The sequence below is a fragment of the Hydrogenophaga atypica genome (genome assembly GCF_042665215.1).
Taxonomy (GTDB): Bacteria; Pseudomonadota; Gammaproteobacteria; order Burkholderiales; family Burkholderiaceae_C; genus Hydrogenophaga; species Hydrogenophaga defluvii_A.
This window is the reverse complement of record NZ_JBHTCA010000030.1, coordinates 22,952-43,752: the sequence shown is the minus strand read 5'-3', so window position 1 is coordinate 43,752 and position 20,801 is coordinate 22,952. Positions and strand designations below refer to the sequence as shown.

At 65.0% G+C, this 20,801-nt stretch carries 18 protein-coding genes; 9 read left to right on the top strand and 9 right to left on the bottom strand.

All coding sequences use genetic code 11. The features are described from left to right. Window positions 1–173 precede the first annotated feature (173 nt). Window positions 174–1,457: an HD-GYP domain-containing protein gene (locus tag ACFQPB_RS21275; protein ID WP_382227761.1), complete on the top strand. Its 1,284-nt coding sequence runs from the start codon at window positions 174–176 to the stop codon at window positions 1,455–1,457. Further along, a complete protein-coding gene (locus ACFQPB_RS21270) occupies window positions 1,454–3,856 on the top strand; it encodes a sensor domain-containing protein (protein WP_382227758.1) in 2,403 nt (800 codons plus the stop codon). Before ACFQPB_RS21275 ends, ACFQPB_RS21270 begins: the two co-directional genes overlap by 4 nt. A gap of 21 nt (window positions 3,857–3,877) precedes the next feature. On the opposite strand, the gene ACFQPB_RS21265 is transcribed toward ACFQPB_RS21270, so the two are convergent. Beyond that, a complete protein-coding gene (locus tag ACFQPB_RS21265) occupies window positions 3,878–4,402 on the bottom strand; it encodes a TlpA disulfide reductase family protein (protein ID WP_382227755.1) in 525 nt (174 codons plus the stop codon). Window positions 4,403–4,432: 30 nt separating this feature from the next. Further along, window positions 4,433–5,032 carry a hypothetical protein gene (locus tag ACFQPB_RS21260; RefSeq protein ID WP_382227752.1) on the bottom strand — a complete coding sequence of 200 codons (600 nt, stop codon included), beginning with the start codon at window positions 5,030–5,032 and terminating at the stop codon, window positions 4,433–4,435. A gap of 69 nt (window positions 5,033–5,101) precedes the next feature. Here ACFQPB_RS21260 and ACFQPB_RS21255 point away from each other — a divergent pair, with 69 nt between their 5' ends. Together ACFQPB_RS21255 and mpl are read left to right on the top strand one after the other, a co-directional pair. Continuing rightward, on the top strand, window positions 5,102–6,733 hold the full coding sequence (locus ACFQPB_RS21255) for a long-chain-fatty-acid--CoA ligase (protein WP_382227750.1): 1,632 nt from the start codon (window positions 5,102–5,104) through the stop codon (window positions 6,731–6,733). A gap of 39 nt (window positions 6,734–6,772) precedes the next feature. Further along, window positions 6,773–8,272, top strand: coding sequence for a UDP-N-acetylmuramate:L-alanyl-gamma-D-glutamyl-meso-diaminopimelate ligase (gene mpl / locus ACFQPB_RS21250; protein ID WP_382227747.1), 1,500 nt, complete (start codon window positions 6,773–6,775; stop codon window positions 8,270–8,272). An 89-nt stretch (window positions 8,273–8,361) separates the two neighbouring features. Here mpl and ACFQPB_RS21245 read toward each other — a convergent pair whose 3' ends face one another. Next, window positions 8,362–8,682, bottom strand: a complete 321-nt coding sequence (locus ACFQPB_RS21245; protein ID WP_382227744.1) for a hypothetical protein — start codon at window positions 8,680–8,682, stop codon at window positions 8,362–8,364. A 96-nt stretch (window positions 8,683–8,778) separates the two neighbouring features. Continuing rightward, window positions 8,779–9,903, bottom strand: a complete 1,125-nt coding sequence (locus tag ACFQPB_RS21240) for a 3-deoxy-7-phosphoheptulonate synthase (protein ID WP_382198117.1) — start codon at window positions 9,901–9,903, stop codon at window positions 8,779–8,781. A gap of 387 nt (window positions 9,904–10,290) precedes the next feature. Here ACFQPB_RS21240 and ACFQPB_RS21235 point away from each other — a divergent pair, with 387 nt between their 5' ends. After that, the gene (locus ACFQPB_RS21235; RefSeq protein WP_382198115.1) at window positions 10,291–11,172 is read left to right on the top strand and encodes a patatin-like phospholipase family protein; all 882 of its coding nucleotides are present in this window, start codon (window positions 10,291–10,293) and stop codon (window positions 11,170–11,172) included. A gap of 328 nt (window positions 11,173–11,500) precedes the next feature. Here ACFQPB_RS21235 and ACFQPB_RS21230 read toward each other — a convergent pair whose 3' ends face one another. The 5 genes from ACFQPB_RS21230 to rodA form a co-directional block, all read right to left on the bottom strand. Then, window positions 11,501–11,842 (bottom strand): type II toxin-antitoxin system RelE/ParE family toxin, encoded by a 342-nt coding sequence (locus tag ACFQPB_RS21230; protein WP_382227741.1) that lies wholly within the window; start codon window positions 11,840–11,842, stop codon window positions 11,501–11,503. Next, the gene (locus ACFQPB_RS21225; protein WP_382227764.1) at window positions 11,842–12,117 is read right to left on the bottom strand and encodes a type II toxin-antitoxin system Phd/YefM family antitoxin; all 276 of its coding nucleotides are present in this window, start codon (window positions 12,115–12,117) and stop codon (window positions 11,842–11,844) included. Before ACFQPB_RS21225 ends, ACFQPB_RS21230 begins: the two co-directional genes overlap by 1 nt. Before the next feature lie 116 nt (window positions 12,118–12,233). After that, window positions 12,234–13,694 (bottom strand): metalloprotease TldD, encoded by a 1,461-nt coding sequence (gene tldD / locus ACFQPB_RS21220; RefSeq protein WP_382227738.1) that lies wholly within the window; start codon window positions 13,692–13,694, stop codon window positions 12,234–12,236. Between the two features lie 44 nt (window positions 13,695–13,738). Continuing rightward, window positions 13,739–14,638, bottom strand: a complete 900-nt coding sequence (locus ACFQPB_RS21215) for an NAD(P)-dependent oxidoreductase (protein WP_382227735.1) — start codon at window positions 14,636–14,638, stop codon at window positions 13,739–13,741. Continuing rightward, on the bottom strand, window positions 14,635–15,792 hold the full coding sequence (gene rodA, locus ACFQPB_RS21210; RefSeq protein ID WP_382227732.1) for a rod shape-determining protein RodA: 1,158 nt from the start codon (window positions 15,790–15,792) through the stop codon (window positions 14,635–14,637). The genes ACFQPB_RS21215 and rodA overlap by 4 nt, the downstream gene beginning before the upstream one ends. Window positions 15,793–15,814: 22 nt before the next feature. Between rodA and ACFQPB_RS21205 the strand changes: the two genes are divergently transcribed. From ACFQPB_RS21205 to ACFQPB_RS21190, 4 genes are read left to right on the top strand one after another with little or no spacing between them, the layout of a single operon-like run. Then, window positions 15,815–16,420: a YqiA/YcfP family alpha/beta fold hydrolase gene (locus ACFQPB_RS21205; RefSeq protein WP_382227729.1), complete on the top strand. Its 606-nt coding sequence runs from the start codon at window positions 15,815–15,817 to the stop codon at window positions 16,418–16,420. Window positions 16,421–16,432: 12 nt separating this feature from the next. Continuing rightward, window positions 16,433–17,818 carry a DNA repair protein RadA gene (radA, locus tag ACFQPB_RS21200; protein ID WP_382227726.1) on the top strand — a complete coding sequence of 462 codons (1,386 nt, stop codon included), beginning with the start codon at window positions 16,433–16,435 and terminating at the stop codon, window positions 17,816–17,818. Between the two features lie 60 nt (window positions 17,819–17,878). Then, window positions 17,879–19,945, top strand: a complete 2,067-nt coding sequence (locus tag ACFQPB_RS21195; protein WP_382227723.1) for a ribonuclease catalytic domain-containing protein — start codon at window positions 17,879–17,881, stop codon at window positions 19,943–19,945. Continuing rightward, window positions 19,942–20,796: an energy transducer TonB gene (locus tag ACFQPB_RS21190; RefSeq protein ID WP_382198093.1), complete on the top strand. Its 855-nt coding sequence runs from the start codon at window positions 19,942–19,944 to the stop codon at window positions 20,794–20,796. The genes ACFQPB_RS21195 and ACFQPB_RS21190 overlap by 4 nt, the downstream gene beginning before the upstream one ends. Window positions 20,797–20,801 lie beyond the last annotated feature (5 nt).

Sequence of the window (20,801 nt, the reverse complement as noted above, 5' to 3'; positions counted from 1 at the left end):
TGCGCTCTACCGGCTCAACCACCGACCCCGCAAGTGCCTCAACTACCGCACTCCCCACGAGGTGTTCATGGGCTTGGAGATTCGTCCGTTACACTGAAATTCGGTGCACTTTGTAGTTGAATCTGCGACATAATGGCACAAAGCACCGCACTGCAACACCCATCCGCCACGCCATGAAAGACAGCCCCACAACGTCGATCGCCGTGGCCGACCTGCGCATAGGCATGTTTGTGCACCTGGACCTGGGCTGGATGGACCACCCGTTTCCGCTGAGCAGCTTCAAGATCAGCAGCCAGCAACAGATCGAAACCATCCGCTCGCTGGGCCTGAAAACCGTGCGCTACGCGGCAGACAAAAGCGACGCACCGGCAGCAGCTGACACGCCCGCGCCCACGCCAGTGGTCGCCAATGCCCCCCTCACCCAGGCGGCCCAGGAGGCCGAGCAGGCACGCCAGGCGCGCCGCGCGCAGTTGCAAGCCCAGAAGCAGAGCCTGCTGTTGTGCGAAAAGCAGTTTGCCGAAGCCGCACGGGGCTACCGCCAATTGATCGATGAACTCGACCACAACGCGCAAGCGGCCCGCGCGCGCTGCGAGACCGTGGTGGGCGGCTTCGTCCAGCAGATGCTCGGCGACGGCGATGCGGTGATCCGCCTGCTGTCCGAAGGCCTGGGCGACCGCGCGGCACTGCACTCGGTCAATGTCACTGTGCTGAGCCTGTTGTTGGGCAAGGCCATGGGCCTCTCGGCCGATGCATTGAACGACCTTGGCACAGCCGCCATGCTGCACGACATGGGCAAACCGCGCCTGCCCGACCGGGTGCGCTTCCGCGAAGACCACTTCACACCCGCGGAGCACAAGCTCTACCAGAGCCACGTGGGGCACGGCGTCACGCTGGCCAAACAGATGGCCCTGTCCGCCAACGCGGCGCTGGGCATCTCGCAACACCACGAGATGGAAGATGGCACCGGTTTCCCCCTGGGCCTCAAGGGCGACAAGATCGGCCCGCTGGCCAAAATACTGGCCCTGGTCAACCGCTACGACAACCTGTGCAACCCGGGCAACCCGTCGGGCGCGCTGACGCCACACGAGGCGCTGTCCCTGATCTTCGCGCAGATGAAGACCCGCTTTGACACCACAACCCTGGGCGCCTTCATCCGCATGATGGGTGTCTACCCGCCGGGCTCGGTCGTGCAGCTCGTGGATGCGCGCTACGCCATGGTGGTGTCGGTCAACTCCTCGCGCCCCCTGCGCCCGCGCATCATCGTGCACGAGCCCTCGGTCCCCAAGGACGAGGCGCTGATCCTGGACCTGGAGCAGGCCAAGGACTTGGGCATCAAGCGCAGCGTGCCCCCGCTGCAACTGCCCAAGGCCACCATCGACTACCTCTCGCCCCGTCAGCGCATCTGTTATTTTTTTGAGCGTTCGGTGGACCCTCTCGTGGTGGCAAGCAACGCATGAGAGCCATCGACTGGGCACCCCTGATCGAAGGCATGCTGGAGGCTGTGTGGGTGGTGGACCCGCTCACGCTGCGCATCGTGGCCGTGAACCAGGCCGCGTGTTCGCTGCAGGGCCTGAACCCGGACGACATGGTCGGCCGCCCCGTGATCGAAATGACGGCCTCGCCCGAGGACATTTTCTTCTGGGAAGACGTGGCCGCCGGCCAGAGTGACCACATCCAGTCGGAAACCCTTCTGCGCCGCGCCGACGGGCAGGCCATCCAGATCGAGCGCCGTGTGAGCCGCGTTCGGGTGGACGACATCAACCAGTGCTACGTGGTGGGCATCCTGGACCACAGCGAACAGCGCCGCGTGGAAGGGGAACTGGAGAAGCTGGTGGCCGAACTGCGGGCCACGCTGGAGTCCACCGCCGACGGCATTCTGGTGTGCGACCTCGACGGCGCCATCCGGGGCTACAACCAACATTTTGCGCAGCTGTGGGACATTCCCGAGCCGCTGCTGGTGGAGCGCGACGATGCCGCCATCCACGCCCACCTGGGCAGCCAGGTGGCCGACAGCGAGAACTACAGCCAGCGGCTGCGCCAGATCACGCGCTCCCCCCTGCTGGAGGGCAACGACATGCTGGTGCTGCGGTCCGGGCGTGTGCTGGAGCGCGTGACGCTGCCCCAGTACGGCCGCGGCCGGCCCATCGGGCGTGTGTACTCCTTTCGCGACATCACCGAGCGCCTGGCGGCCGAAAACCAGTTGCAACTGGCGGCCAAGGTGTTCGAGTCCAGCCTGGACGCCATCTTCGTCACCGACCCGGCCTATCGGATCCTGGTCGTCAACCCTTCAGCCGGCCGGCTGCTTGAGTGCCCCACCGACAGCCTGCTGGGCACCTCCTCGCGCGACCTGTTCTTTTCGCCACACGACCCGGAGCTGACCACCCAGATCGATGAGAAGCTGATGGCCAACGGCTTCTGGGAGGGCGAGGCTTGGCACCGCCGCCCCGACGGTTCGGCCTTCGCCGTCCTGGCCTCGTGGGTGATGCTGCGCGACAACCACGGCAACCCGCGCAACATCGTCGTGTTTGCCAAGGACCTGACCGAAAAACTCGCGGCACAACAACGCATCGAGCAACTTGCCTACAGCGACCCGCTGACCGGCCTGCCCAATCGCCTGCTGCTGACCGAACGGGTGGAACACGCCCTGCACCTGGCGCAACGCGAAGGCACCCGTTTCGCCATCCTGTTCCTCGATCTCGACCGCTTCAAACAGATCAACGACTCGCTGGGTCACCTGTTCGGCGACCGCGTGCTGATCGAGGTGGCGCAACGCCTCAAAGGCTGCCTGCGCCAGACCGACACCCTCAGCCGCCTGGGCGGTGACGAGTTTGTGATCCACCTGCACGAGGCCGACGCGCGGGCGGCGGAGGTGACGGCCCAGCGCATCCTGGACGCGCTGTCTCGGCCCATCGAGCTGGATGGCATGAACTTCAGCGTCAGCTGCAGCATGGGCATCGCCATGCAGCCCGAAGACGGCCGCACGCTGGACGAGTTGATCAAACACGCCGACACCGCCATGTACAGGGTGAAGGAACGTGGCAAAGGCAACTTCCGCTTCTACCAGCCGCAGATGAACGTGGACCTGCTGGCGCGGGTGAAGATGGACCACGCCATGCGAGAGGCACTGGCCGAGCGCCGCTTTGCCCTGCACTACCAGCCCCAGGTGGACACGGTCAGCGGCGAAATGCGCGCCTGCGAAGCCCTGCTGCGCTGGCACGACCCGCAGTTGGGTCAGGTGTCGCCCGCGGTGTTCATCCCGGTGGCCGAAGAATCGGGTTTCATCGTCCACCTCGGTTTGTGGGTGATGCAGGAAGCGGTCCGTCAAGCCGCGCTGTGGGCCAACGCCGGCAAAGCGATCAGGGTGTCTGTCAACGTGTCGGCCCTGCAGTTCCAGCAAGCCCACTACGTGGACACGGTGGCCGAAGCCCTGCGGGACAGCGGCCTGCCACACCACCTGCTGGAGCTGGAACTGACCGAGTCCATCCTCGTGCACGATGCCGACGAGGCGCTGGAGCGGCTTCAGGCCTTGGCGGCACTCGGTGTCAAGCTGTCGATCGACGACTTTGGCACCGGCTACTCCAGCCTGGGCTACCTCAAACAGTTTCCCATCCACAAACTCAAGATCGACCGCTCCTTCATCGCGTCGTTACACGAACAGGACAGCGACCGCGCCATCGTGACGGCGGTGGTGCAGATGGGACACGCGCTCAAGCTGGATGTGGTGGCCGAGGGCGTGGAAACCGAAGCGCAGCGGGGATTCCTGGCGCAGGTGGGCTGCGACCAGTACCAAGGTTTTCTGAGTGCACCGGGCTTGCCCGCAGCGGAGTTTGAGCAGCGCTGCCTGTCGAGCGCCTGAGGCCACGACCCCGCCAGCGCATCAGGCGATGGCGCCCGCCCACTGCGCCAAGTCGTCTGGCTTGAGCTGCCCCAGCTTGCGTTCAGCCACCCCACCGCGCGAATTGAAGGCCACCGAAAACGGCAGGCCACCACTGCTGTTGCCCAAGGCCTTGCTCAGTTCGGTGCCCTGCAAACCACCGATGGCGACGGGAAAAGCCAGCGGCAGCTTCTGCGTGAACCGGCGCACCGCGCTGGGTTGGTCGATGGCCACACCCACCACCTGCCAGCCGCGCGCCTGCTGCTCGCGGTAGAAAGCGTTGAGCAACGGCAACTCTTCCACACAGGGCGGGCACCAGGTGGCCCAGAAGTTCACCAGCAAAGGTTTGCCACGCCACGGCGCCACCGCCAACGGCGTTCCGTCAGGGGTTTCGAATTGCTGCGACCACCACAGCTCGGCCGCGCCGTCGGCTGGCGCGTGCGGTTGGAATTTCCACCACGCCCAGCCGGCACCCAGTGCGCCCGCCAGCGCGGCCACGCCACCGGTCAGAAGAGATCGTTTGTTCATGCTTGAAGGAACGCGCCATTGCGCAAAAGTTCAACCGCCCACCTCGGCCACCAGCATGGCCCGCAGGGCCGCCACATCGCCCCGTGGTTTGCGCCCCTGATCGTCCAGGTGCAGGGCGCCGCGTTGGTCGTCGGCATCGTTGATCAGCAGGTGCACCCCGATGTATTCACCCAGCGCATCGCAGCGGCTGTTGAAGCTCAGGGCCTCCACCGGCTTGCCGTTGAAGCCGGTCACGGTGCGCGGCTCGTAGTCCACCCGCTTGTCAATCAAAGCCAGTTCGGCCGATTTGGGATCGTCACAGAACAGCTGAAGGTAGATGTCGCTCAGCCGCGTTGCGGTGCCGTGCCACACCGCACCGCCCAGGTGAGGGCGGAACTCGGCCAGGCGCTCCATCCACACCAGGGCCAGTTCGCGCAGCGCGCGCAGCTCGCCGGGTTGTGTGTCAGCGCAAAACAGGTCGAGGTATTCGCGCACCGCCGCTTCAAGCAGCCGGTTGTCCGGGAGTTCGCCTCGCTGCGGCATACCCAGCTGTTTGGCCGCGCGCTTCTTCGCCGGGCCGTATTCCAGGCCCTCCTCCACCACCAGCCGGGCGGCGGTGGCGGCGATCTCGTGTTTGACGCTGCTGTCCATTGCGCGACATTGTGCATTGCGCGACGCCGGGGCGCTCCGTACAGTGGCCAAAACCACAGTGGAGGCAAGATGTTGACAACCATGATGGACGTGCCCCTGTCGCTCAACCATGTGCTGGAGCGGGCGGGTGCACTGTTTCCCACGCAGGAAATCGTTTCGCGGCGGCCCGACAAATCGCTGGTGCGCCACAGCTACGCCGAATGGCACCGGCGCACCCGAGCGCTGGCGGCGGCGCTGGCCGGCCTGGGCCTGCAAAAAGGCGAACGCGTGGCAACCCTGTGCTGGAACCACCACGCCCACCTGGAGTGCTACTTCGGCATCCCCGCCGCCGGTGGCGTGATGCACACGCTGAACCTGCGCCTGGCACCCGAGGAAATCGGCTGGATCGCCGCCGACGCGCAAGACCGGGTGCTCATCGTGGACGACGTGTTGTTGCCCTTGTACGGGCAATTCAAACACCTTCACGCCTTCGAACACGTGATCGTGTTCCCGTTTTCAGGCACCAGCGTGCCCGCCGGCTTCACCGACTACGAAGCCTGGCTGGGCAGCGCCGACCCCGATGCCTGGGCACCGGCGCCCCACCTCGAGACCGACCCCGTGGCCATGTGCTACACCTCGGGCACCACCGGCCGGCCCAAAGGGGTGGTGTATTCGCACCGGTCCACCCTCCTGCACACGCTGGTGGCCTGCATGGGCGATTTCTGGGGCCTCAAAGGCTCCGACGTGCTGCTGCCCGTCACCCCCATGTTCCACGCCAACTGCTGGGGCACGCCTTACGGAGCCATCCTGACGGGGGCCAAACTGGTTTTCCCCGGGCCCCATCTGCACCCTGAAGATCTGCTGGACCTGATGACGCTGGAGCCGCCAACCCTGTCGCTGGGCGTGCCCACCATCTGGATGGGGATGATCCAGGCCTACAGTGCCGCACAAGACCCGGCCCACCCTCAACACGGCCGCTGGAAACTGCCCCAGGGCATGCGCTCACTGGTGGGCGGGGCGGCGGTGCCTGAATCACTCATCCGCGCCTTCGACGCGCATGGCATCTGGTTGTTGCAAGGCTGGGGCATGACCGAAACATCGCCACTGGCGGCGGTGTCTTACCCCAAGGCCGAGTTGCGAAACGCGCCCCAGGTCGAGCGCTACCGGCGTGCCGCCATGGCCGGCGTGCCTGTGCCCTTGGTGGACCTGCGCATCCGAGGCGATGACGGCCAGGACGCGCCCTGGAACGGGCAGGCCGTCGGTGAAATCCAGGTGCGCGGCCCTTTCATCACCGGCGGCTACCACGAGGTGCCGGTGAGCGAAGAGAAGTTCACCCCCGATGGCTGGCTGCGCACCGGCGACGTGGCCTCGGTGGACACGCTGGGTTTTCTGCGCATCACCGACCGCACCAAAGACCTCATCAAATCGGGCGGCGAATGGATCAGCTCCGTCGATCTGGAGAATGCCCTCATGGGCCATCCCGCCGTGGCAGAAGCCGCCGTGATCGCCATTCCCGACGAAAAATGGAGCGAACGCCCGCTGGCCTGTGTGGTCATCAAGCCCGGCCACACGGCAGAGGCGGCCGCGCTCAACGCCCACCTGCTGCAAAACCACTTTGCCAAGTGGCAACTGCCCGAGCGCTACGAGTTCATAGCCGCGGTGCCACGCACCTCCACCGGCAAATTCTGGAAGCTCAAGCTGCGGCAGATGTTCCCCAACTGAGCCGAAGTCGGGTTGCCACGGCCCGCGATAATCACGGCCATGCACATCCACATCCTCGGCATCTGCGGCACCTTCATGGGTGGCGTGGCGGCCCTGGCCCGCGAGGCGGGCCACACCGTGACCGGCTGCGACGCCGGCGTCTACCCGCCCATGAGCGACCAGTTGCGCGCGCTGGGCATTGATTTGATCGAGGGGTTTGGCGCGGACCAGATGGCGCTCAAGCCCGACATGTTTGTCATCGGCAACGTGGTCAGCCGGGCACGCCTGCCCGACGGATCACCGAAATTCCCGTTGATGGAAGCCATCCTCGACGCCGGCGCACCCTACACCAGCGGCCCTCAATGGATGAGCGAACACATCCTGCAAGGCCGGCATGTGCTGGCGGTGGCGGGAACGCACGGCAAAACCACCACCACGTCGATGTTGGCTTGGGTGCTGGCATACGCAGGATTGAAACCGGGCTTCCTGGTCGGCGGCGTGCCTTTGAATTTTGGTGTATCGGCGCGCCTGGGCGGTGCCGTCAACAACACAAGCGAGGGGGCAGGCGAGGCTGGCGGGTTGGCAGCGCGCTCTGCTCCGTGTCCCCCGCCGGCTGCGCCGGCTCCTCCTTTACCTGCGCAGAACGCGCTGCCAACCCGCCAGCCTCTCTTCGTCATCGAGGCGGACGAGTACGACACCGCGTTTTTCGACAAACGCAGCAAGTTCGTGCACTACCGCCCCCGCACCGCCGTGCTCAACAACCTCGAATTCGACCACGCCGACATCTTCGACAGCCTGGCCGACATCGAGCGCCAGTTCCACCACCTGGTGCGCACCGTGCCCTCACAAGGCCGTGTGGTGTGGAACGGGCTGGAAGAAAGCCTGGCGCGGGTGTTGCACCAAGGCTGCTGGAGCGAGCAACGCAGCTTCGGCGCGGCGGTGAGCGACTTTTCTGCCGAAGGCGAGCCGAATGACTTTGCCGTGCTGCAAGCAGGGCGCGAAGTGGCGCGTGTGCGCTGGGCCTTGGGCGGCGTGCACAACCAGCTCAACGCCCTGGCCGCCATCGCGGCAGCCGAACACGTGGGGGTAGCGCCCGCGCTGGCCGCCGAGGCCTTGGGGCAGTTCCAGAACGTCAAACGCCGGATGGAAGTGCGTGGCACGGTGGCCAACGTCACCGTCTACGACGACTTTGCCCACCACCCGACGGCCATACGCACCACGGTGGACGGCCTGCGCCGCCAGGTGGGCGCGGCACGCATCCTGGCCATTTTTGAGCCGCGCAGCAACACCATGAAGCTGGGCACCATGAAAAGCCAGTTGCCCTGGAGCCTGGAACAGGCCGACCTGGCGTTTTGCCACAGCGGCGGCCTGGGCTGGGACGCAGCCGAGGCGCTGGCCCCTATGGGCACGCGTGCCCAGGTGGCCGGTGACATCGCCACGCTGGTCGATCAGGTGATGGCTGCGGCGCAGCCGGGCGACCAGTTGCTGTGCATGAGCAACGGTGGCTTTGGTGGTGTGCACCAGCGTTTGCTGGATGCGCTCGCGACCCGCTTCCGCTGACCATCGGGTCACCGCCGGGCCGCCCCAAGGTGACCCCGTCCCCTTTGGGGGGCAGCGACCCGCGCAGCGGCGGAGCGTGGGGGCCGTATTCAGTAGCTGACAGACAGCGACGGCACGTCGATGCGCACCACCGGCTTGGCCAACACCGCACTCACGGCGCGCGCAAAGGCGTTGGCCCACGGACGGTAGGCCTCTTGCGAAAAACGGCTCTGGCCAGCGGCCTGGGCCACCACCAGCACCTTGTCGGCCAGCAGCAACTTGCCTGTGGGCCGCAAAGGTTCGCACTCCATTTCGGTGAACTGCTGGTCCAGCCACTGGCGTGCCAGTTCGTGGGGCATGGGCTGCACTTCTTCCAGATCGAAGGTGTACTGGGTGTGTTCGCCCCAACTGACGGTGACTTGGCAACGCATGGCCGCAAACTCCTGATGACGTGTTGAACTGCCTGCACATTGTGCCGCCAAGCCCACCCGCCCGCATACCCCCTCGGGCATGCGGGTGGTCGTTTGTCAACGCGCGCGGCGCGCCAGCACCGACTGCGCCAGACCTTCGAGCAACTGCTCGGACTGACCCCAGTCGATGCAGGCGTCGGTGATGCTTTGGCCGTAGGCCAGCTTGCTCACGTCGTCCTTGCCGGGCGTGAATTTTTGCGCGCCGGGGTTGATGTGGCTTTCCACCATCACCCCAAAAACGCTGCGCGAACCACCGGCGATTTGTGCCCCGATGTCGCGCGCCACGTCCATCTGCTTCTCGTGCTGCTTGCTGCTGTTGGCGTGGCTGCAATCCACCATCAGCGTGGCCGGCAGTTTGGCGGCGTCCAGTTCCTTGCAGGCGGCGGCCACACTGGCAGCGTCGTAGTTGGGTACCTTGCCACCACGCAAAATCACGTGGCAATCCTTGTTGCCATTGGTCTGCACGATGGCCACCTGGCCGTTTTTATGCACCGACAGGAAGTGGTGGCCACGCGCGGCGGCCTGGATGGCGTCGGTCGCGATTTTGATGTTGCCGTCGGTGCCGTTCTTGAAGCCAATCGGCGCCGACAGGCCCGAGGCCAGCTCGCGGTGCACCTGGCTCTCGGTCGTGCGTGCGCCGATGGCACCCCAGGCGATCAGGTCGCCGATGTACTGCGGCGAGATGACATCGAGGAACTCGCTGCCCGCCGGCAGCCCCAGGCGGTTGATCTCGATGAGCAACTGGCGCGCGATGCGCAGGCCTTCATCGATGCGGAAACTTTCATCCAGGTAGGGGTCGTTGATCAGGCCCTTCCAGCCCACCGTGGTGCGTGGCTTTTCGAAGTAGACACGCATCACGATTTCCAGCGAATCGGCGTACTTGTCACGCAGCGGCTTGAGGCGGCGTGCGTAGTCGAGCGCGGCGGCCGGGTCGTGGATGGAGCACGGGCCGATCACGACCAGCAGGCGGTCGTCCTTGCCGTGCAGGATGTTGTGAATGGACTTGCGGGTCTGGGTGATCAGCGACTCGACGGCCGTGCCACGGATGGGGAAAAAGCGGATCAGGTGTTCGGGAGGAGGCAGCACAGTCACGTCCTTGATGCGTTTGTCGTCGGTTTCGCTGGTTTTTTCGACGGCCGCATACCAGGACTCGGGGCTGGGGCTGTGGGCTTTGGCATTCATGGCTGACTCCTCGAACAGGTGGTTGAAAACGGATGGAACAGTGGTGGGTGCACGTGGCGCAAAAAAAAACCGCCGGGGGTCCCGACGGTTTTTCAGATTTTGCTGGCCTTGCGCGTTTGCTTACGCTTGTGCCTCTCTGCCGTCGGTGACGCGTGAGATCCAAAAGTAAGCAAAGTAAAAGCGGGCGGCTTTCATGGGATGCCAATGTAGCACAACGCATGTAGGCCACCAGCGGAGCGCGTCGCTCCCGCACAACAGAGAGCGCGCGCGTGGCGAATCTGTGGGGGACGGGCCCATCGCACAACGGTTCATACAGATCGCCGTACAGATCGCCGTGACAGAATTACAAAGAAAATAGGTGATCTGCCGTAGGGCATAGGGAGAAAAATGCAAAAGATGGAAATACCATTCTGGCCAGGAGAGCCGGACACCTTGGTGCTTGCCGGAGGTGGCAATCGATGCTGGTGGCAGGCTGGAATATTGAGCACGCTGCTCGACGAGGGCAACGAACTGCCTGGTGAATTGATTGCCACCAGTGCAGGGGCCGCGATTGCGACTGCAGCCCTAACCGGTGGTTTAACCACAGCACTCAATGCCTGTCGTGCGCTGTACGCACGAAACGCTGCCAACTTTCGTTGGCGCGGCCTGCTGTCACTTCGGATGGAGTTTGCTCACCAACACATCTACCCGACTTGGCTGTCCGCATTCGTCACACAAAACAACCTGCAGCGCTTGGCAGAGCAATCATCCAAGTTACTGGTGGCGGTCACGAGACCGTCGCGCCTGCTGGGACTGGCCGGGAGTGTCGGAATGGGAACACTGGCCTATGCCATAGACAACAAAGTACGACACAAACTTCATCCACGCTTGCCACATTGGCTGGGGCTGCGCCTTGAATTTCTACCGATTGACGGCAGCCAGCCCATCGAAGATGTACACCGTCTGCTGAAAGCCAGCGCTGCACCTCCACCCATCATGCCAGCACAACTGCTGGGACACCATGCGGCCTTTGACGGTGGTTACACGGACAACGCGCCACTGCCGACAGGAACGCGCCACACGCACTCACTGACGCTGCTGACCCGGCATTACCCGAAGAGACCATCGATTTTTTTCCAAAACCATCGCTGGTATTGGCAACCCAGCCGCCCAATCCCGGTGTCCACCTGGGACTGCACCTATCGGGCGACGGTCGATTCAGCCTTTGCTCTTGGCCAGGCTGACGCACATGCGTGGCTGAAATCAAAAAAGAATGGACTCAGGACCTGAAACGATCAAGCCGCCCCACCAACGATCAGCCCGCAAAGTCGCGTGCCGCCGCCAAGCTTCGGCTGAAACCCACAATGTCTGGCACGATCATCACCGGCTTGTCTTCGCTGATTGCCATGCCTGCCGCCTTGCTTGGCGCACTTCGATCAGGCGGTCCGCACGTCCCGAACGTATTCGCGTTGGCCCACACGGCGTGGCTGGCCACTGGCGGGCAGGTGCCGGCTCTGGCGGCCGTAGGGGTCGCGTGCTTGGAAGCCCTGTGGAGTGGGCCATGTGCCGACGGGCCTCCCGAGTTTGTAAGCACTGTGGCGGATCCCTGCGAGTCACCTCAAGTGCCCAGCAGGCGGCGAGCGAGCACGGTTTGCATGTCACGTCGTCCGTCCGCAATCAAGTAAATGATGACTTGTCTGCCTCTGACACGGTAGATCACACGGTAAGGCTTGAAGAAGGTTTGGCGGTATTCTTTGATACCAAGGCCGACCAGTTCCTTCGGATAGCTACCGCGTTCCGGGAATTTCGACAGGCTATCCACCATGTCCATCACCGCATCCAACACATCGTTGGCGTTGGCGACACAGTCGAATTGGCAGATGTGGTCGTGGAGGGCCTCCAAGTCCTGCTCCGCACCCTCGGTGAGCAAGACTTCAAAGGTGGCAGATGCGCCTGCCATCAGGCTGAAGTTCGCTTGGCGCGGAGGCGGATAACGACGTCAGCCACAGGCTTGACCTTGCCAGCCGCTACATCCTGATTTCCCAGCGCAAGCATTTTTAACAAGGCCAGCGTTTCTTGCGTCTCTTCAAACGAGGCGACGTCCTGCAGGACAGCCTTGGCTTCACCGTTTTGGGTGATGACCATCGGTTCACGCTGCTCCGCGAGGTGCGTCAGAACCTCGGCAGCGTTGGCTTTGAGGTAACTGATGGGCTTGATTTGTGATGAGTAGCGCATGACCATGCTTCGGACCTGAGGAGGTCTTAATATAGTCTTTTAATAGTCTCGTCACAAGGTGCGGAGACACCATCAGGTGAACACGGCCCCAACAGCGTTGACAGCTGTTGCAAACGTCAGGCGGTGCCCCCAACGGTCAGCCCATCGATGCGCAGCGTGGGCTGGCCCACACCCACCGGCACGCTCTGGCCTTCTTTGCCACAGGTGCCCACACCGCTGTCCAGCGCCAGGTCGTTGCCGATCATGCTGACTTTTTTCATGGCCTCGGGGCCGTTGCCGATCAGCGTGGCGCCCTTGACCGGGTATTGGATCTGGCCGTTTTCCACCCAGTAGGCCTGGCTGGCAGAGAACACGAATTTGCCGCTGGTGATGTCCACTTGGCCACCACCAAAGTTGGTGGCGTAGAGGCCGCGCTTGATGCTGGCGATGATTTCTTTCGGATCGCGGTCGCCACCCAGCATGTAGGTGTTGGTCATGCGGGGCATGGGCAGGTGGGCGTAGCTTTCGCGCCGGCCGTTGCCCGTGGGCGCCACACCCATCAAGCGGGCATTCAGGCTGTCCTGGATGTAGCCGCGCAGGATGCCGTCCTCAATCAACACGTTTTTCTGTGTGGCGTGGCCTTCGTCGTCCACGTTGAGCGAGCCGCGCCGATCCTGAATGGTGCCGTCGTCCAACACGGTCACGCCCTTGGCCGCCACGCGCTGGCCGATGCGGCCACTGAAGGCGCTGCTGCCCTTGCGGTTGAAGTCACCTTCCAGCCCGTGGCCCACCGCCTCGTGCAGCAACACGCCGGGCCAACCCGGGCCGAGCACCACGGTCATTTCGCCGGCCGGCGCGGCACGTGATTCGAGGTTGGTCAGGGCCGATTCCACGGCCTCGTCCACGTAGCGCTGGGCCATGGCATCGTCGAAGTAGGCAAAACCAAAACGGCCACCGCCGCCCGAGGAGCCCATTTCACGGCGGCCGTTCTGTTCCGCGATCACGGTGACCGACAGGCGCACCAGCGGGCGCACATCGGCGGCCAGGGTGCCGTCGGCGCGCGCCACCAGCACCACGTCGTATTCGCTGGCCAGGCCCGCCATCACCTGCACGATGCGCGGGTCCTTGGCTTTGGCGAGCTTCTCCACCTTTTCCAGCAGGGCCACTTTTTCGGTGCTGTTCAGGCTGGCAATGGGGTCGGTGGGGGCGTACAGGCTGCGCGCCTTGGCCACCTTGCGCGGGCCCACTTTGGCCTTTTTGTTCTGGCCTTGGGCAGAAATGGTGCGCACGGTGTGGGCGGCGTCTTGCAAGGCGGCCCAGGACAGGTCGTCGGAATACGCAAAAGCGGTCTTCTCCCCGCTCACGGCACGCACGCCCACCCCTTGGTCGATGCTGAAGCTGCCAGTCTTGACGATGCCCTCTTCCAGGCTCCAGCCCTCAGAGCGGGTGTACTGAAAATAGAGGTCGGCATCGTCCACGCCGTGGCTCATGATTTCGCCCAGCGCCTTGCGCAAATGGGACTCGTCCAGACCAAACGGGTCGAGCAAAAGGGATTGGGCGGTGGCAATGCGTGCCAGGGTGGGTTCGCGGGCGATCATGGGGTGATTGTAGGAAGGCCGACAAGACGGCAACAGCACAGGGGTCAAGCGGCAGGTTTGGGGTTGCGCAGCCACTGCAACAAGGCCGCATCGTCCAGCTCCGCCATGCCCGCCTGATGGGCGGCCTGGAACACGGCAGCCACGCGCTGACCCAACGGGCCTTCAAACCCCACCGCACGACCAGCGGCCACGGCCAAACCGGTGTCTTTTTCCAGCAGGGTCACGTGGGCGCGGGGCGCCAGATCACCCGCGATGGCGCGGCGCATGCGGTCGCTGCCAATCCAGCTCTGGCCGCTGCTGTGTTCGATCACATCCAGCGTGGTGCCCAGGTCCAGCCCCATGCGCTCGGCCAGGGCCAGGGCCTCGGCAGCGCCCACGAGGTTGATGCCGGCCAACAGGTTGTTGACCAGCTTGGTGCGGGCGCCGTCGCCAGGGCGTTCGCTGACGACAAAACGGCGCGAGGACACATCGGCCAGCAAGTCGGCATGTTGCGCCAGCACGGCCTGCGGGCCAGCCAACATGAGGCTCATGCTGCCATCGCGCGCCCGCGCCGGACCACCTGACATGGGTGCGTCCAGCGTGGCCACACCGCGCTCGTTCAGGCGGGCGGCGCAATGCGCCACCACCTCGGGCGCGATGGTGGGGCACAACATCACGGTGCCGCCCGGGCGCAGCGCGGGCACGGCACCTGCGGCACCAAACAGCACGGCCTCGGTCTGCGCAGCGTCCACCACGGCAACGATGAGCACACCGCCATCGCCCAGGCGGGCCGCCACGGCGGCGGCATCCGCGCAGACCTCGGCCCCCACGGGACGGGCCTGGTCGCAGCGCGCGGGGTCGATGTCGTGCATGGCCACGCGCCAGCCGCGCTCGCACAGGCGGGCCAACATGGCGCCACCCATGTTGCCCGCGCCAATGATGCCGACCTGGACCGCGGCACTCATGTTTGCACCAACCGCTTGGAACGCGCAATCGACATCAGGATGCCCAAACCCGCGCCCAGCGTGACCATGGCCGTGCCGCCGTAGCTGATGAAGGGCAGCGGCACGCCCACCACGGGCAGGATGCCGCTGACCATGCCCATGTTGACAAAAGCGTAAACAAAGAAGTTGAGCGTGACCGCGCCGCCCACCAGACGCGAGAACAGGGTGGGCGCCTCCATCGCAATGGCCAGGCCCCGAAAGATGAGAAACACAAAGGCCAGCAACAGACCGATGACGCCGACGAGGCCAAACTCTTCGGAGAGGCCGGCGAAGATGAAGTCGGTGGTGCGCTCCGGGATGAACTCCAGGTGGGTTTGTGTGCCCTGCATGAAACCCTTGCCCCAGACCCCCCCGGACCCAATGGCGATCATGCCCTGGATGATGTGGAAACCCTTGCCCAGTGGGTCTTTGGTGGGGTCAAGCAAGGTGCACACGCGCTGTTTCTGGTAGTCGTGCAGCACCTGCCAGTCGAGGCCGGGCTGGCACCAGTCGTCGCCCATGATCACCAGCGTGATGATGCCGACCGCCCCCAGCACCACCGGCGGCAAGATGAGTTTCCAGCTCAGACCGGCAAAATAGATCACCCACAGCCCGGAGGCCAGCACCAGCAGCGAGGTGCCCAGGTCGGGTTGTTTGATAATCAGCCCCACCGGCACGAGCAGCAAGGCGCCGGCCACGAGAAAGTCAAGCGGCCGCAACTGCCCTTCGCGGCGCTGGAACCACCAGCCCAACATCAGCGGCATGGCAATTTTCATCAGCTCGCTGGGCTGGATGACCGTGACCTGGATGTCCAGCCACCGGGTAGCGCCCTTGCGCGTGATGCCGAACAGCTCCACCCCCAGCAGCAGCAGCACGCCCCCCAGGTACAAGGGCAAGGCCAACGCCATCAGCCGCTGCGGTGGCACCTGGGCCACAAAAAACAGCACGCCCACGGCGATCAGCATGTTGCGGCCGTGGTCGGCAAAACGGCTGCCGTGGTCAAAACCCACGGAATACATCACCAGCAGGCCCATGCCCGCGAGCAGGGACACCGCCAACGCCAGGGGCAAATCGAACCCCTGAAACACCGGCAGCACACGCTGCCACAGGGAAGGTCTATCAAAAACAACGGCCATGGGCGTGAATTATCCTCGTGCCATGTCCGCCACCACACCGCGCCCAACCGCCACCCACCTGCTTTACCTGCACGGCTTCCGTTCGTCGCCTCAATCTGCCAAAGCGCGGCAGATGGCCGAACGTGTGGCGCGGGAGCACCCCGGCGCAACCTGGTGGTGCCCTCAGCTGCCGCCCTCACCCGCTGCGGCCATGGCGCTGGTGATGGACGGCATCCGCAACTGGCCACACGACCGGGTGGCCGTGGTGGGCTCCTCGCTGGGTGGGTTTTATGCCCGCTGGCTGCACGCCCAACTGGGCTACCGCGTGGCGCTGCTCAACCCCGCCATCCAGCCCGCGCGCGACCTGGCCAAATACATCGGCGAGCAGACCACCTGGCAAAACCCCGAGGAGCGCTTCTTTTTTGAACCTGGCTTTGTGGCCGAACTGCAAGCCCAGCAAAACGCCATCGCCCTGCCCTTGCGCGATGCGTTTGCGCTCATCGCTATGGGCGACGAGGTGCTGAACTGGCGCGAGATGGTGGGCGGATGTGTGGGCGCACACATCAAGCTGCTGACTGGCGGCGACCACGCCCTGAGCGACTTCGACCATCACCTGGGTGAGGTGCTGCAGTTTCTGGAACTCGCCTGAACGGGCATCCCCATGGCCAAAGACAAGACCCTCTACACCTGCAACGAATGTGGCGGCAGCAGCCCGCGCTGGCTGGGCAAGTGCCCGCACTGCAACGCCTGGAACACCCTGGTGGAATCGGTGGCCGAGCCGGCCGCCCCGGCCAAAAACCGTTTCGCCGCCCTCGCGCCCACGGCGCAGATCGCGGTGCTGTCCGAGATCGAAGCCAGCGACGTGGACCGCAGTGCCACCGGCCTGGACGAACTGGACCGGGTGCTGGGCGGCGGCATCGTGGAAGGCGGTGTGGTGCTCATCGGCGGCGACCCGGGCATCGGCAAATCCACCCTGCTGCTGCAGGCGCTGGACGCGCTGCAACGCGCCGGCCTGAGCACGCTCTACGTCACCGGTGAAGAAAGTGGCGCCCAGGTGGCGCTGCGCTCGCGCCGGCTGGGTCTGAACCAGAGCCAGGTCAAGGTGCTGGCCGAAATCCAGCTCGAAAAAATCCTGCACACGCTGCAAGCACAACAGCCGGCGATTGCGGTCATCGACTCTATCCAGACCGTCTACTCCGACCAGCTCACTTCGGCGCCCGGCTCGGTGGCGCAGGTGCGCGAATGCGCTGCCCACCTCACGCGCGCCGCAAAAGCCAGTGGCACCGCCATCGTGCTGGTGGGCCATGTGACCAAAGAAGGCGCCCTGGCTGGCCCGCGCGTGCTGGAACACATGGTGGACACGGTGCTCTACTTCGAAGGCGACACCCACAGCAGCTTCCGCCTGGTGCGTGCCATCAAGAACCGCTTTGGCGCGGTCAATGAGATCGGCGTTTTCGCCATGACCGAAAAAGGCCTCAAGGGCGTGAGCAACCCCAGCGCCATCTTTCTGAGCCAACACACCGAGCCCGTGCCCGGCAGCTGCGTGATGGTGACGCTGGAAGGCACCCGCCCCATGCTGGTGGAAATCCAGGCCCTGGTGGACACCGGCGGCCCCTCGCCCCGGCGTCTGAGCGTGGGCCTGGACCGCGACCGCCTGGCCATGCTGCTGGCGGTGTTGCACCGCCACGCCGGCGTGGCCTGCATGGACCAGGACGTGTTCGTCAACGCCGTGGGCGGTGTGCGCATCACCGAACCCGCAGCCGACCTCGCCGTGATGCTGTCCATCACCAGCAGCCTGCGCGGCAAAGCCCTGCCCAAAGGCTTCATTGCCTTTGGCGAAGTGGGCTTGGCCGGCGAAGTGCGCCCCGCCCCGCGCGGCCAGGAGCGCCTGAAGGAAGCCGCCAAGCTGGGCTTTTCGGTGGCGGTGGTGCCCAAGGCCAACGCGCCCAAGGCGTCCGACAAGGCCTTGATGGCGGCCCTCAGCGGCATGACCATCCACGCGGTGGAGCGGATTGAGGACGCGCTGGAGGTGGTGCGGGGTTTTTGAGCCCTGAACACCCCGCCCGGTAAACTCAGACCCTTCCCAGACCGACCCCGAAAGCCCCTTTTGTTTGCATTGTTCGAAGAAGCCGGCAAGTTCCTGACCGGCCGTGTGTTGTCTGAAGCCGAAAGCTCGCTGCAGGTGGAGCTGGACTCGGGCAAACGCGTCAAAGTCAAGGCCGCCAACACGCTGCTCAAGTTCGAGAAGCCGGCGCCGGCCGCGCTGCTGGCGTCTGCGCAGGCGCTGGCCGATGGCATGGAGGCCGACCTGGCCTGGGAATTCGCGCCCGAGGACGAATTCGGCTTTGCCGACCTGGCGGGCGTGTATTTCAGCGATCCGCCAACGGTGGACCAACAGGTCGCTGCGCTGCTCAAGTTGTCCGAGGTGCCGCACTACTTCCGCCGCGCCGGCAAGGGCCGCTTCAAGAAGGCATCGGCCGAAATCGTGCAGCAGGCGCTGGCCGCGATTGAGAAGAAGAAGCTGGTGCAGGCGCAGATCGACGGCTGGGCGGCTGAATTGGCGGCCGGCCAATGCCCGGCCCCGGTGCGCGAGCAGCTGTTCAAAATCCTGTTCAAACCCGACAAAAACGCGCCCGAATACAAGGCCGTGGCCGAGGCCACACGCCAGACCCACCTGGCGCCGCTGGCCTTGCTGGAAAAAGTGGGCGCCATCAGCAGCGCCTACCAGTTCCACTGGCAGCGTTTCCTGTTCGACTTTTTCCCACGCGGCACGGGCTTTCCCGCGCTGCAGGCGCCGCCGGTGGAAGGCGAGCTGCCGGTGGCCGCCGTGCAGGCTTTCTCCATCGACGACTCGCACACCACGGAAATCGACGACGCGCTGTCGGTGCAAGGCCTCGGGACAGGCACCGTCACGCTGGGCATACACATCGCGGCGCCCGGCCTGGCCATTGCGCCCGGCGGCCCGCTGGACCAGGTCGCCCGCGCGCGCCTGTCCACCGTCTACATGCCCGGCCACAAGATCACCATGTTGCCCGACGCGGTGGTGCAGGCCTACACGCTGGACGAAGGGCGCGACTGCCCGGCGGTGTCTCTTTATGTCACCATCGACGAGGCCACGCTGACCTTCACCGCCAGCGAAACCAAGCTGGAGCGCGTGCCCATCGCACACAACCTGCGCCACGACAAGCTGGACGACCTGATCACTCCCGAATGGCTGGCCGGCGTTGCCAACACCGCCGCCGCGCCCGAGCTGACCGCCCTGCAACCCCAACTGGCGTTTTTGTGGCGCCTGGCCCAGCACCTCAAGGCACAGCGCGAGTTGGTGCGCGGCAAACCCGAAACCTTCAACCGCCCCGACTACAGCTTCAAGCTGGCCGACAAAGCCGGGGACGAACCGATGGGCGACGAAACGGTGCTGATCAGCACCCGCAAACGCGGCGCCCCGCTGGACCTGATGGTGGCCGAGGCCATGATCGTGGCCAACAGCACCTGGGGCCAGTGGCTGGCCGACTGCGGCGTGCCCGGCATCTACCGCAGCCAGCACAGCCTGGCGCCCGGTGTGAAGGTGCGCATGGGCACCAAGGCCCAGCCGCACGCGGGCATCGGTGTCAAGTGCTACGCGTGGAGCACCTCGCCCCTGCGCCGCTACACCGACCTGGTGAACCAGTGGCAGATCATCGCCTGCGCCCGCCACGGCAAAACCGCCGCACTGGCTGCGCCCTTCAAGCCCAAGGACGCCGACCTGTTCTCCATCATCAGCGCGTTCGACGGTGCCTACAGCGCCTACAACCAGTTCCAGGGTGGCATGGAACGCTACTGGACCCTGAAACACCTGCAGCAGACCGGCACCACCGAACTCACCGCCACCGTGATGAAGGACGGTCTGGTGCGCGCCGACACCCTGCCCCTGGTGCTGCAGGTGATGGGTGCCGATGGCCTGCCGCGTGGTGCCCACGTGCGCGTGCGCCTGGGTGCGATGGACCTGATTTCCCTGGACGTGGGCGGCACCGTCATCGAGCGTCTGGACCAGGCGGTGGACGCCGTGGATGCACTGGCCGAGGACGAGGGCGACGACGAGCTGGCGGCCCCACTCGCCATCGCTGTCGACATGGAGGCCGACGCCCCAGCTTCTGCTCCGGCGCCCGCCGCCGACACGGATAATCCGGCCTCGTGAAAACCCCCGCCGCGTTCAGCCCCCTCCAGATCGCCCTGGGCGTGTCGGTGGCCGTGCACGCGGCGCTGTTGACGGTGCGTTTCGTCAACCCCGAGGCCTTCAACCGCGTGTTCCAGGACACGCCGCTGGAGGTGGTGCTGGTCAACGCCCGCAGCGAGGACAAACCCGACAAGGCGCAGGCCATCGCGCAAGCCAACCTCACCGGCGGCGGCGAGGCCGAACGCGGCCGCGCCACCTCGCCCCTGCCTCCATCTGCTCAGGCACGACTGGGCGACCCGGTGGAGGAGGAAGAAAAGCGCATCGAGGCGATGAAGGAGCAGCAGAACCGCATGCTGGCCCAGATTCGCAAACAACTCGCCAGCTACCGCGTCAACGAAACACCCGACAACCAGCGCACACCCGACGAGCAGGAGCGCGAGCAACGCCGCCTGGCGCTGGTGAAGGTGCTGGCCGAAATCGAGCGCCGCATCAACGAAGAAAACGCGCGACCCAAAAAGCGCTACATCAGCCCGGCCACGCGCGAGGCGGTGTACGCGGTGTACTACGATGAACTGCGGCGCAAGATCGAAGACCGCGGCACCACCCAGTTTCCCGAAGTGGGTGGGCGCAAACTCTATGGCGAGCTCACCATGGTCATCACCGTCAACTTTGACGGCCGCGTGCTGGCCACCGAGGTGGTGGAAAGCTCGCGCCAGAAGGCGCTCGATGCGCGTGCCGAGGCCATCGTCAAAAGCCTGTCTTTCGGCGGCTTCAATGCCGCCATGCGCCAGCGCGCCGACCAGATCGTGGTGGTGTCGCGCTTCCGCTTCACACGCGACGAAACGCTGCAGACGCAGCAGATGAGCAACTGATCCCC